This is a genomic window from Dyella monticola, from assembly GCF_003363155.1.
GTDB lineage: Bacteria > Pseudomonadota > Gammaproteobacteria > Xanthomonadales > Rhodanobacteraceae > Dyella_B > Dyella_B monticola.
The window spans coordinates 34,003-47,680 of the sequence record NZ_QRBE01000004.1; the positions used below are offsets into that span (position 1 = coordinate 34,003).

At 61.3% G+C, this 13,678-nt stretch carries 7 protein-coding genes; 1 reads left to right on the top strand and 6 read right to left on the bottom strand.

The annotated features are described in order from the left end of the window. Positions 1 to 706: 706 nt before the first annotated feature. Positions 707 to 5,713, top strand: coding sequence for a glycosyltransferase family 92 protein (locus DWU98_RS08585; RefSeq protein ID WP_147293261.1), 5,007 nt, complete (start codon positions 707 to 709; stop codon positions 5,711 to 5,713). 827 nt (positions 5,714 to 6,540) lie between these two features. On the opposite strand, the gene flgL is transcribed toward DWU98_RS08585, so the two are convergent. The 6 genes from flgL to flgG all read right to left on the bottom strand — a co-directional run bounded on the left by flgL (position 6,541) and on the right by flgG (position 13,541). After that, positions 6,541 to 7,785 carry a flagellar hook-associated protein FlgL gene (gene flgL, locus DWU98_RS08590; protein ID WP_115495151.1) on the bottom strand — a complete coding sequence of 415 codons (1,245 nt, stop codon included), beginning with the start codon at positions 7,783 to 7,785 and terminating at the stop codon, positions 6,541 to 6,543. A gap of 2 nt (positions 7,786 to 7,787) precedes the next feature. Continuing rightward, the gene (flgK, locus tag DWU98_RS08595; RefSeq protein WP_115495152.1) at positions 7,788 to 9,674 is read right to left on the bottom strand and encodes a flagellar hook-associated protein FlgK; all 1,887 of its coding nucleotides are present in this window, start codon (positions 9,672 to 9,674) and stop codon (positions 7,788 to 7,790) included. Positions 9,675 to 9,839: 165 nt separating this feature from the next. After that, positions 9,840 to 10,796: a flagellar assembly peptidoglycan hydrolase FlgJ gene (gene flgJ / locus DWU98_RS08600; RefSeq protein WP_115495153.1), complete on the bottom strand. Its 957-nt coding sequence runs from the start codon at positions 10,794 to 10,796 to the stop codon at positions 9,840 to 9,842. After that, the gene (locus tag DWU98_RS08605) at positions 10,793 to 11,983 is read right to left on the bottom strand and encodes a flagellar basal body P-ring protein FlgI (protein WP_115495154.1); all 1,191 of its coding nucleotides are present in this window, start codon (positions 11,981 to 11,983) and stop codon (positions 10,793 to 10,795) included. Before DWU98_RS08605 ends, flgJ begins: the two co-directional genes overlap by 4 nt. A gap of 62 nt (positions 11,984 to 12,045) precedes the next feature. Beyond that, positions 12,046 to 12,744, bottom strand: coding sequence for a flagellar basal body L-ring protein FlgH (flgH, locus tag DWU98_RS08610; protein ID WP_115495155.1), 699 nt, complete (start codon positions 12,742 to 12,744; stop codon positions 12,046 to 12,048). A gap of 11 nt (positions 12,745 to 12,755) precedes the next feature. After that, positions 12,756 to 13,541 (bottom strand): flagellar basal-body rod protein FlgG, encoded by a 786-nt coding sequence (gene flgG, locus DWU98_RS08615; protein ID WP_115495156.1) that lies wholly within the window; start codon positions 13,539 to 13,541, stop codon positions 12,756 to 12,758. Positions 13,542 to 13,678: the final 137 nt, after the last annotated feature.

The window sequence follows — 13,678 nt, forward strand, 5'->3', positions numbered from 1 at the left end:
CCAGCATGGGTGAGGTAAAAGCCCTGACGTGTATGGCCAGTCGAGTGGGTTGCTCGCCTCGGGTTCTACGATCCCGCTATACCGCAACGCGGCCAGGCGCTGAGGCTTTCAAAGGCTCGCGGCATGAGTAAGGGAAAAGCCCGAACGTGTATGGCCAGTGGAGTGGGTTGCTCGCCTTAGGTTCTACGTCCTCGCCATACCGCGAGCGTCGAAACGCTGAGGGCTTAAAGCCCCGCTGGCCAAGGCTTTTTGCCGACGGCTGAGCTGTGCAAGGTTTGCTTTAAGCCCTCAGCGTTTCGCCGCTCGCGGTATAGCGGCGCCGCTTAAGCTGGGCCGGCCATCGATCAAACCAAGGCGACAAGCTCCCAGGCTTGTAACCTACATAACGCCAAGAGCTCGTCAGGCCATTTCTTTGGGTTACTTTTCTTTGGGCCAGCAAAGAAAAGGGACTCGGGCCCTTTAGGGTCCGAAAGCGCCGCAGGCAATCCACAACCACTCTTCGAATCAGCAAAAAAGCCCGGTCGCTCCGCGACCGAAAGCGCCACAGGCAATCCCCCAACAACACGACATCCAGGCAAAAACCAAACACCCCCCATTTGGCACCAAGCTTGCTCCCTACCTCCCGAAACCGGTGTTCGCACGCCCAAGCGTCGAAATTCTGACGCTCACCGTAAACACCAAACTTATAAAGGTGAGGAAAAACCACATGCGTTGTGTGCTTGCGATCTGCGCGATCTTCAAGGACGAAGCCGCATACCTGCGCGAATGGGTCGAGTTCCATCAACTGATGGGCGTAGAGCGCTTCTACCTCTACAACAACAACAGCTCGGACCGTTACCTCGACGCCCTGCAGATGCATATCGAGTCCGGCGCGGTGGTGTTGCATGAATGGCCGCAGCCCTACGCGCAATTGCAGGCCTATGACCATTGCCTGAAAACCCACGGCAGCGAAGCGGACTGGATTGCGTTTCTCGACGCTGACGAATTCCTTTTCTCGCCCAAGGCACGGCTGCTGCCGGATGTGCTGGCCGACTACGCCGATCATCCCGGCGTGGGTGTGAACTGGGTGATGTTCGGTTCGGGTGGGCACACGCACAAACCCAAAGGTGGCGTGCTGGAAAATTTCCTTCGCCGCGGCGAATTCGATGCCGGCGTGCAGTATGGCCATTTGCGGTTGCCGGATGGGAGCTACCGCTCGGAAAACTCGCACATCAAGAGCATCGTGCAGCCGTCCAAAGTGGCTCGCTGCACCAATCCGCACTACATGCTGTATGCGAACGACGCGCGCGCGGTCGATGAAAACGGCCATGCCCTCGAAGGACCCTTCACCGAAAAAGTGTCGGTGCAGCATCTGCGCATCAATCACTACTGGAGCAAATCGGAAGAGGAGTGCCGCTATAAATTCGCCAAAGGCATGGCCGACGGCAAAGGCACACGCGACTGGAACGAATTCCTGTTGCACGAAAAAATCCTCAACGACGTGCACGACGACACCGTGTTGCGGGTGGTGGCTCAGCTCGGCACGTTGCCACCGAAGTGGTCGCTGGAAACGTTTGTCCGCAATGACGAAGGCGTGTATCACTCGCCGCTACGCGACCGCCCCGCGCACAAAGGTATCCATAGCACGGCCACGCGCCTGTTCGATGTGATGCATCAGGCGCAGGACACCAGCTTGTACTCGCCCACGCTGGCCAAGGAAATCCATAGCCGGACCAGCGCCCTGCAGCTGTCGCCACGGCGTGCCAATCCTTTGCATGCGTTGGAGAGCCTTGCCGAAGGCAGCCGCGTGCTGGACATCGGCTGTGGCGGTGGCGTACTTGCGCAGGCGTGGATCGAGCGCGGCTGCAGCGTGGACGCCGTCGAATTTTCGCCCCACTGCGCGCGCGTTGCCGCGGCGCGCCTGCGCGACCATGCCAATGCGCGCGTCTTTCAAGCCAGCCTGCGCGAGCTGGAGCTGCATGCAGACTATGACGTGGTCGTGCTCGATTTCGGCAACGACTACACGGAAGCGTGGCCGCGCGGCGACGCGCTGCGCGAGGCCATCGCCATCGCAGCCAGCGCGCTGAAACCGGAAGGTATGCTGTTGCTGTCGACCGGCAACCGTCTGGCCGATCCGGAAAACAGTGCCTTGCTGACACGCAGTCAGCTCGAAACGGCGCTACGCGCAGCGGGCTTGACGCAGGTCGAAACACAGCTGGCATTTCCGAATGCACAGCTCCCCGAGTTGCTGGTGTTTGAACAGGCACTCGCCCCGGACTGCCCGTTGCGCGTGGACGAGCTCATCGCGCAGCGCCCACTGCTGCGCAACGCCGGTGGCGAAGCGGTGCAATGGGAAAGACATCGGGAAGCGGGCACGCTCGGTCAGTATGCACCGGGACTGTTGCTGGTGGCCCGTCGCGCAGGTGTGCCTTCCCCCCTGCGCAAGGATCTGCTTGCGCAGTGCTATGTCGACAACCGCGTGCCCGCACTCAACACCGTGACCGATTACGTGCGTGCCGACGATGGCATCCAGGTGGCGCCGCGTCCGTTATTGACCGATCAGCAACGCAACACCACGGGTTTCGAGCAAGCGCTTGAAGCGCAGCCCTACATCGAGGGCGAGCATTCGTTGCTGGTGGAAGTGCGCAAGGCCATCCACCTGCGGCGTACCGACCGCATGATTGCGCTGCTACGCAAATGGGGTGCACTCGTCTACGCACAAGCCGATGACGACGAAAAAATTCCCGCCGATTGGCTGGATGCGCTCCCCGCCCGTATCTATGTCGATGCCCATGGCGGATTGAGCTATCGCGGCGGCGAATGGCGCGCGCGCCAGCCGGTCGAAAAGCAGATTCCCATCTACGTCGGTCTGTGGCAGATCGCCTATGAAAGCGGGCTGGACACGCTGCTGGGTATCGCCTCGCCCGCCGAGCGCGTCATTTGGTTATGCAAGCGGCTGCTGATCGACGCCTCCGCCGAATGGATCGGCCACGGCCGCACCATCAACGCTTCGTTTGCGCGCGAGATTCACGAAGGCGACTGCTGGAATCGCACCGATCGTCATCAGAAGATCCTGCCCGAGTGGCTGGTGCCGCCTCCGCCGTCGGATCTCTACAAGCAGTGGCAGGCGCAGCAGCAATTGAGCGAAGTGGCGATTGCGCAGGCGTTGCAACGCATCGGACAACTAGGTACGCCGCCGCGCATCCGGGTGATGCTGATCGATCCGGCCAGCGACGCCGAGGCGGTGGCCTTGACCAAGGCCAGCGTGGACGCACAGCACTACCCGCATCATCAGCTCGCCGTCATTTCCGGCGATGAAAAGCTGATGCAGCGGTTGAACAGCGAGATCCGCGCAGGCCATGCCGATTGGATCCAGCTCATATATGCCGGCGACGCGCTGCATCCGGCCACCTTGCTGCTACTGGCCGAGCGCGTGGTCGCGCATCCGCATCTGCGTGCCGCCTATTACGACGAAGACACGCAAGCCAACGGCGTGTTCGAGCACCCGATCTTCAAGCCCGATTTCAACCTCGACATGCTGCGCAGCTATCCGTACGCGGGCCGCGCCTTGGCGTTCCAGCGCGAGCGCTGCGTGGCACTGGGCGGCTTGCAGAACGACTTTGGCGAGATGGCCGGCTACGACCTGTTGTTCCGACTGCTGGAGGCGGACGGCTTGCCGGCGGTCGGGCACATCGGCGAAGTCATGCACCGTGCCGCGCTGCCTTATGCGCACTGGCTCGCTTCCGATACGGTGAAAACCCACAGCGCCGCCATCGTCTCCAACCATCTCAAGCGCCTTGGCATAGCGCACACCATGGAACCGGGCGCGCTGCCCGGCTTCAATCGCGTGGTGTATGCACATAACCGGCAGCCGCCGGTATCCATCATCGTGCCGACGAAGGATCAGCTACCCATTCTCAACGGCCTGCTCGACAGCCTGCTATCGAAAACCACCTACACCAATTACGAGCTGCTGATCGTCGACAACAACACCGAGGAACCGGCCGCACGCGCTTATCTGGATGGCATCGAGCGTCTCAATAGCACGCAGTTGCGCGTGCTGCGTTATCCGCATCCGTTCAATTATTCGGCGATCAACAACTTTGCGGCGGCGCAGGCGCGTGGGGAATATCTGATCCTGCTCAACAACGACACCGCCGTGCTGCACGGTGACTGGATCGAAGCACTGCTCAATCATGCGCAACGCCCTGAAGTGGGCATTGTCGGCGCCAAGCTGCATTATCCGGACGGCCGCATCCAGCATGGCGGCGTGGTGCTGGGTTTGCGCGGGCCGGCCGATCATCCGTTCATCGGCCAGCCGATGGAGTCCGATGGCTACATGCATCGCCTGCGCGTTGATCAGAACTACACGGCCGTTACGGCGGCGTGCCTGATGATCCGCAAATCGGTCTACGACGAAGTGGGTGGACTCGACGAGCAGGATTTCAAAGTCTCCTACAACGATGTCGATCTTTGCCTGAAGGCAAACAAGGCCGGTTACCTCACGGTGTGGACGCCGTATGCGCGATTGATGCACGTGGGCAGCGTCAGCCAGACCAAGGTCGACAAGACCGCGCAGGAAGCCAAACAAAAACGCTTCCAGGGCGAACAGAGCGCGATGTACCGCAAGTGGCTGAGCGTGCTCGCGCGCGACCCCGCTTACAGCACCAACCTCAGCATCGACGGCATGGGTTTCGAGCTGGATCCACAACGCCCCAAAGGCTGGCAGCCGTTCAGCCAACCCTTGCTGCCGCGCCTGTTCTGCGTGGCGGCCGATGCACACGGTTGCGGCCACTACCGCATCATGCAGCCGTTCGCCTCCATGCAACGCAACGGATTGGCCGAAGGCGTGATCGCCGGCGTGCACTTGTCGCCGGTCGCGATGGAGCGCTTTCAACCGACCTCGCTGGTGCTGCAGCGTCAAGTCACCGACACGCAGATCAAATTGCTGGAAACCTATCGCGACTTCTCACGCGCCTTCAAAGTGTTCGAGCTGGATGACCTGATTCAACAGATCCCGATCAAGAGTCATTTCCATGGCCTGATGCCCAAGGACATCGTCAAATCGCTGCGCCGCTCGCTGGCCACGGTGGATCGCTTCGTCGTATCCACCGATGCATTGGCCGAGCAGTTCAAGGGCTTTCACTCCGACATCCGCGTGGTGCTCAATCGGCTGCCGATGGATTGGTGGGGCGACATGCCCAAAAGCCAGCGTCGTGCAGGGAGCAAACCACGCGTGGGTTGGGGCGGCGGGTCCAGCCATCGTGGCGATCTGGAACTGATTGCCGACGTGGTGCGTGACCTGGCCGATGAGGTGGAATGGGTGTTTTTCGGCATGTGCCCGGACAAGCTGCGCCCCTACATTCACGAGTTCCACGCGGGTGTGCCGATCGAGGAATATCCACGCAAACTTGCCTCGCTCAATCTTGATCTTGCGCTGGCGCCGCTGGAGAACAACGTATTCAACGAGTGCAAGAGCAATTTGCGTCTGCTCGAATATGGCGCGTGCGGCTTTCCGGTGGTATGCACCGATATCGTTTGTTACCAAAACGATTTGCCCGTGACGCGCGTAAAGAATCGCTACAAGGAGTGGATGGCTGCGATCCGCATGCATCTGGAGGATATGGATGCGACGGAAGCAATGGGCGATGTGTTGCGCGATGCCGTGCAGAGGGAGTGGATGTTGACGGAAGACAGGTTGGTGGAGTGGCGAGATGCGTGGTTGCCGAATTGAAGGATGCGTCATTTCGGCCACGCTTCCCCGCTAACTATGCTTCGTCGCCCCGGCGAACGCCGGGGCCTAGTGACTTTCAGCCGCTTCGGAATCACTTTTTTTATTTGGTTACGTATTTGCATTTCGTGTTGTTGTGGATTGCCTGCGGCGCTTTCCGTCGCGGAGCGACTGCGGTTTTTTGCTGGCCCAAAGAGTTGTTGTGCATTGCCTGCGGCGCTTTCGGTCCTGAAGGACCGAGTCCCTTTTCTTTGCTGGCCCAAAGAAAAGTAACCCAAAGAAATGGCCTCAAAGGCTCTCAGCATGGGTGAGGTAAAAGCCCTGACGTGTATGGCCAGTCGAGTGGGTTGCTCGCCTCGGGTTCTACGATCCCGCTATACCGCAACGCGGCCAGGCGCTGAGGCTTTCAAAGGCTCGCGGCATGGGTAAGGGAAAAGCCCGAACGTGTATGGCCTGTGGAGTGGGTTGCTCGCCTTAGGTTCTACGTCCTCGCCATACCGCGAGCGTCGAAGCGTTGAGGGCTTAAGCCGGCTTGCCAAGCTCTTGCCGATGGGTGAGCTGTGCGTGGTTTGCTTTAAGCCCTCAGCGCTTCGGCGCTCGCGGTATAGCGGCGCCGCCTAAGCTGGGCCCGCCATCGATCAAGGCAACGCGACAAACGCCCAGGCTTGTAACCCACCTAACGCCATGAGCTCGTCAGGCCATTTCTTTGGGTTACTTTTCTTTGGGCCAGCAAAGAAAAGGGACTCGGTCCTTCAGGACCGAAAGCGCCGCAGGCAATCCCCAACAACTCTTTGAGCCAGCAAAAAAACAACGCACACCCTCTAGCGCGATCAACCTTGCAGATAATCGAACAAGCTCGTCCCCTGCACCTTCGCAAACGCTTCCTGCGACGCCTGCAAAGCCGTCGATTGCAGCGAGAGATTGCTGATCGCTGAGGCCATGTTCACGCCTTGCACGTCGGTCAACGCGGTCTGGTAGGTCACACTGAGGTCGGAGTAATCGCTTTGCTGTTGTTGCACGGCATCGATGCGCGTGCCGACCGCCACCTGCGTGGTGGACACGCTGCCCATCGCCTGGCTGAGCGATTCGAGCTGGCGGTTCATGGTATTGCTGAGCTGCGCACTGCTGTCGCCGCTTTGCAGCGCGCTGATCATGTTGTTGATGGTGGTGAAGACGTCTTGCGTGTTGGAGGCGGTATCCGACTGGACATTCACCGTATCGCCCGCGGCCGGCGTGCCGCTCATGGTGATGGACATGCCGTCGAAGGTGATGGCACCACCATCGGTGTAGGTGCCGGTGATGGGATTGCCGCTGCTGTCGGTGACCGGATTGCCGGCGGCATCCGTCACGCTATAGGTGCCGTTGGCGCCGAAGGTAATCGTGTCATTCAACGGACCGGATGCCGTTGCGGCCTGATAGGCCGCGGTGTCCGTAACGCTGTTGGCGCCGACCACCAGCGTTCCCGTATTGCTTGCGCCGGCGCTCGCCACGAACGAGCCATTGCCGGCCGGCAGGTTCATGAAGAGCGAGCCACCCGCGTCGCCATTGGCCACTTGCAGGCCCGGCCCGATGGCCGTGAATGCCTGCTGGTCGTTGCCGGCGTAGGTCACGCTGCCGGTGCTGCTGTTCAACACGAACGGCGTGGTGGTGGTGCTGGTGCCGGCAAACAGCGCCTGGCCGTTCGCATCGGTGGTGTTGGCCAGTTGCACGAGCTGGTTGCGGTATTGCGTCAGCTCGGTCGCCATGTTGCTGAGGTCGCTGCTGGACAGCGTGCTGTTGATCGCGCCAAGTCCAACGTCGTTGATGCTGTTGAGCAGGTTGCTGACGCTGGTGAGCGTATTGCTTTCCGTCGACAGGCGCGTATTGGCGCTGGTGATATTGCTGGTGTATTGCGAGTTTTCCGCGAGGATATGGTTCAAGCTCACGATCTGCGCCGCGCCGGTCGGGTTGTCCGAGGGCACGTTGATGGCGTTGCCCGTGCTCACCTCGTTTTCCGTCGCCGACAGCGAGCTCTGCTGATCGAGCATGGTGTTGACCTGCTGCTGATACATCCAGCTGGTGGAAATGCGGATCATAATTAACCGTCCTCGATCGCGGTGATCAGGCTGGTGAATAACTGCTGCGCGGTGGAAATCACCTGCGCGGACGCCTGATAAGCCTGTTGGTATTGCACTAGGCTGGCGGCTTCCTGGTTGAGGTTCACGCCGGCAACGCTCTGCTGATTGCTTTCCGCTTCGCCGTATAAATTGGTTTGCGTGGTGAGCTCGTCACTGGCCTGGCTGCCGGCATCGCCGACCTGCGTGGTGAGATTGCCGTAGCTGTCCACCACCGATGTCTTGCCGCCATCGAGCACGCCGGTATCGGCCAGCGCAGCCAACGACAGCGCGTTGCTGTTGTCGTTGAGGCCATTGGTGTTGGCCGCCACGGCGAACGTATCGCCGCTGGCCGGCGTGCCACTCAGGCTCAGGCTCCAGCCATCGGCAGTGATCGGCTGGCCGGACGTGTAGGTGCCGGTGGTGGTGTTACCGGCGCCATCGGTAATCGTGTACGTATTGCCCGCACCGAAGGTGACGGTTGCACCGGAAAGCAGGTTGGCATTGCTTGAGTTGGTGACGCTGACCGAGCCCACCGTGCCGGTACCGGTATTGCTGCTGCCCGCCGTTGCAGTCAGTGCGGCCGCCGCCGCGATGCCGCTGGAATTGGTCATGCCGACCGACAGCGAACTGGCAGCGTTGCGCGTGGGTTCAATCTCGTAGCTGTCACCCGTCTGCGCCGTGCCCGACACGCTGAAAGTGAGTCCATCGGCGGAAAGCGTGCCATCGCTGTTGGCGGTAAGCGCCACGCTCTGTCCGGTGGTGGTGCTCAGGCTCCAGCCGTTGGTGCCGGTACCCGAACCGGTGTACTTGAGGATGTAATCGGAGCTGGTGAGCTGCGAGACATCACTGACCGTGGCGCTGACACCCGCGCTGCCGGCGTTTTTGCTCGACGCCAATACGGTCGGCGAGCCCACGCTGAAGATCGCCTGGCCCTGTTGTCCATTGAGATCCAGGCCATCGGCCTGTTGTGCGTTGACGCTGGACGCGAGCGCGATCGCCGATTGACCTAGCGCATTCTGCGCGGGCTCCAGCACCGTGTCGCGATAGTTGATCAGCGCACCGAGCGTGCCGCCGCTCAGGCTGGAGGTGACGTCGTTGCCGGCGCTGTCGAACACATCGGTGCTGCTCGGGTCGTATTGATTGGCGCCCGAGGACAACGCATAGGATTGCTCGCCACTGACCAGCGTGGCGCCCGAAGTGGTGTACACGCTGATCGAGCCGTCGCTATTGGTCGACGCCGAAATGCCGGTGAGCCCCGCCAGCTGCTGCACCAGTTGGTCGCGCTGATCGAGCAGGCTGTTCGGATTGGAGCCCGCCCCCATGATCTGCTGGTTGAGCTGCGCGATCTGCGAGGTAAGGCTGTTGATGCTGGTGACCGTATCGCCAATCTGCCCATTCACCTGGCTGGACTGCTGCGAGAGCTGCTGCCCGAGCGTGTTGTAGACGCTGGCGACCGAGGTGGCGTCGCCCAACGCCGCCTGCCGCACCGAGGACGAACTGGGCGAGTTGGCGACGCTGCTGAAGCCGCTGTACAGATTGTCCAGCGCAGTCTGCAGGTTGCCGCTGTCGCTGAACACGCTGTTGAGCGTACTGGTGAGGTTGCCCATGGTGGTGGCGTTCTGCAGGCTGCTGTTGCTGCTCCACAGCGCGCTGGTGAGGTACTGGCTGTAAGCGCGCTGCACCGACACCACGTCGACGCCACCGCCAAGGGTGTACTGGCTGTTGCTTTGCCCAAGCGTTTCGACCTGCTCGACACTTTCTTCGCTGTAGCCGCTGGTGCTCGCGTTGGCGATGTTGTTGCTGACCGTGCTCAGCGCAACCTGGGCTGCGTTGAGCCCGGAGATGGCGATGTTGAGCATGCTGGGCATGGAGAGCTTTCCTCAATCGGTGATATCACTCCTCCCCCTGCGTACAGGGGGAGGTTGGGAGGTGGTTGCACGCACTCGCGTCAAGGCAAGTTCGAACAACCCCACCCCGACCCTCCCCTGCAAGCAGAGGAGGGAGCAGGTATGTCGAGCTGCGGGCGTTCTCGTTCATAAATTCGGCACGCCGGCCGATTTCTTGAGCGCATCAAGTGCTTGCCGCATCACACTACTGTTGGCGATGGCCGCCACTTTGCCCGCGTATTCCGGGTCAGTGGCGTAGCCACCCTCGGTCAAGGCGCGGGCGTAACCGAACACGTCGTCGCCACGGCCGCGTGCCTGGGCGTAGCGCGGGTCCTTGCTGATCAGGTCGGCGTAGTCGGCCAGCGAATCGGCGGTGGAGCGGTACGAGCGAAATTGCGCCTGCTTGCGCACGGCGATGCCACCCTCGTATTCCACCGTGGGCACGTTCACGCGCGGGCCGTCCCAACTGTTGCCGGCCTTGATGCCGAACAGGTTGAAGCTGCTGCTGCCATCGGCATGCTGGGGCATGTGCTTGCCCCAGTTGGTTTCCAAGGCGGCCTGTGCCAGCACCGTGCGCAACGACAGGCCGAGTTCCTTCGCAACGATGCTGGCCTGCGGCGCCAGTTCGCGCACAAAGGTTTCCGCATCGGCGGGCAGCCACGCCATGGCGGCGCGGCCAGCCGAGCGCGTGGCGTCTTCGAGGTCGTAAAGGCGCTGCTTCCAGTGATCGACGAGTCCGGCCGAAGCGGGATCGACGGCGCCATTCGCATGCTGCCCCTGCTGCGCGTTTTCGTGGCCGCCCAGCTGGTGCACCAGCAATTGGGCGATACCCAGGCCTTTGCCATGCGACAGATTCAGCGCGAGCTGCTGGTCATACATGTCCTGCCATTCGTCGGTGGCCTGGCTTTCGAACAACGGATCGCCGAAGTTCGCCTCGCGCATCGACTTCAACAACATCTGCGTGAACATCGCCTCGAACTGCTTGGCCACCGCCGGCAGCGTGGCACTTTGATCGGTTTGCGCCTGCTCGCGCAGCGCGCTGAACCCGGACAGGTCGGTCCAGGTGCTCAGGCTTTGCGCAGCGGCGTTACCGATGTCGGTCATATCACCACCAAGTCCGCATGCAAGGCGCCGGCTTGCTTGAGCGCCTCGAGAATCGAGATCAGATCGGTCGGCGTGGCGCCCACCTGATTCACCGCGCGCACGATCGAATCCAGGCTCACGCCAGGACCGAACTTGAACATGTGCCCGCCTTGCTGATTGATGGATACGGCACTGTTGGGCACCACCGTGGTTTGTCCGCCCTGACTGAAAGGAGAAGGCTGGCTGACTTGCGGTTGTTCGGAAATAGTGACCTGGATCGAACCATGCGCGACGGCGGCGGCGCTTACGCGCACATCCGAACCGATCACCACCGTGCCGGTACGCGAATTGACGACCACGCGTGCAGGCGCATCGCCCGGATCGACATCCAGCGACTCGATCGCGCCCAGCCACGCCACTTTCTGGCTCGCATCCTGAGGCCCGCGCACCGCCACCGAACCGCCGTCCAGCGGTCGCGCCGTACCGGTGCCATACAGATGATTGATCGCATCGGCGATGCGTCCGGCGGTGGTGAAGTCGGCCGTGTTGAGATCGAGCACGATATCGCCGGGCCTGTCGAACGAGTTGGGCACGGTGCGCTCGACAGAGGCGCCGTTGGGAATGCGCCCGCTGGCGGAAATATTGATCTGCACGCTGGAACCGCTGCGGCCTTGCGCGCTGACGCCACCGACCACCACGCTGCCTTGCGCCACCGCATAGACGTTGCCATCCGCACCGCGCAAGGGCGACATCAGCAATTCACCGCCGCGCAAGCTTTTGGCGTTGCCGATCGAAGCGACGGTCACGTCGATGGCTTGGCCGGGTTTGGCGAACGGCGGCAATTGGGCGGTGATCGTCACCGCAGCCACATCTTTGAGCTGCGGCTGGATGCCGGTGTTGGGAATCGACACGCCGAATTCCTTCAGCATGTTTTCCAGGCTTTGCGTGGTGAAAGGCGCCTGCGTGGTCTGATCGCCCGTGCCATCCAGGCCCACGACAAGACCGTAGCCCACCAACTGGTTGCTGCGCACGCCGGCCACTTGCACCAAGTCACGGATTTTGTCGGCATGGGCAGTGGGCGTGAAACCCAGAAAAAACACGAGCAGCGCGAGGACGCCTATGACTCGCTCTCCCCTGCGAGGAGAGCGTCGGGATGAGGGGCCACTCTTGCCACCATGCCCATGTTTGTCGCGACTGAAGAATTTCATACGTTGTACTCGAATAACCGCGTCTTTCGCGAGGTTGCTCCCTCAGCCCAACAGCGAGGAACTCAGTAAGGCATCCACTTGGAATTGAAGAATCGCGCCAGCCAACCTTGCTGGTTGGCGCTGTTGAGCACGCCGCGGCCGGTGTAGGTGATGCGCGCATCGGCCACGCGGGTGGAATCGACGGAATTGTCCTGCGCGATGTCTTCAGGCCGCACGATGCCGGAAAGACGAATCAGCTCCTGACCTTGATTGATGGTCAGCCACTTCTCGCCGCGCACGATCAGGTTGCCGTTGGAAAGCCGCTGCGACACCGTCACCGTGAACTGGCCGGTCAGCTGATTGCTCTGCGTGCTGCTGCCCGAACCGTCGAAGCTGTTGGCCGAGTTGAGATTGGAGTCGGCTGTATTGCCGCCCTTCACGCTCAAGGTATGACCTAATAGTTCCGGCGCGCTGAGCGTGTTCTTGTCGGTCTTGGCGGTGGTGGTTTCCGAGGTCTTGCTTGCCTGCATCGCCTCGACCAGGTTGATGGTGAGAATGTCGCCCACGCGATGCGCGCGCGGGTCGTTGAACAACTCCATGTTCTGCATGTCGTGATAGATCGAGCCATCGGCCGCCGCTGGCGCAGGTTGTGTGACCGGCGCGGTGGCTGCCCATTCGGCGTCTTCCTTCTTTTGCCGCTCGCCCATGCCGGCACATCCGGCCAGCGCGGCGGTAAGCAGCGAAGCGATGGCAATACGTGCAAACACGGAGGGATACGGCATGACGACACGACTCAGGTATGTTGGATGACGAACGACAACATGTCGTCCACCGCGCTGATGGATTTGGAATTCATTTCGTAGGTGCGTTGCGCCTGGATCATGTTGACCATCTCCTCCACCACGTTGGTGTTGGACGATTCCAGCGAGCCCTGCGCAAGCGTGCCCATGCCGTTGACGCCGGGCTGACCGGTCTGCGCGGTGCCGCTGGATTCGGTTTCCAGATAAAGGTTCTGCCCCATCGACTCCAGGCCCGCGGGATTGACGAAATTGGCGAGCTGAACCACACCGATCTGCGTGGGCGTGGTGGAACCGTTGCTGGTCGCACTCACCGTGCCATCGGTGCCGATGGTGATGCTGTTGACGTTCGCCGGCAGCGTGATCGACGGCACCAGCGGATAACCGTCGGCGGTGACGACCTGGCCGGTGGAATCTTCATGCAGCGAACCGTCGCGCGTGTACGCCACCGTGCCATCCGGCAGGCTTACCTGCAGAAAGCCATTGCCTTGTATCGCGACGTCGAGCGAGTTGCCGGTCTGCGTGATGGCGCCCTGGGTGAACAACTTCTCGGTGCCGACCACTTTCACGCCGGTACCGAGCAACAAACCCGAAGGCGCTTCGGTCTGCTCGGTAGTCTGGCTGCCGGGCTGGCCTTCGTTCTGATACATCAGATCCTGGAACGATGCGCGCGATGTCTTGAAGCCGGTGGTGCTGGCGTTGGCAAGGTTGTTGGAGATGACATCCATCTCCGTTTGCTGCGCGTCCAGGCCGGTTTTGGCAATCCACAATGAGGAAAACATTGCTTGACTCCAGGTCGTTCGTTACCAGATGCCGTCATTCCCGCGAAGGCGGGAAACCACGTTGTTCTCGCGCAAAACGCGAAGATGGGTTCCCGCTTTCGCAGGAATGACGGCAATGAAGTGTGAGTAATTTTGCG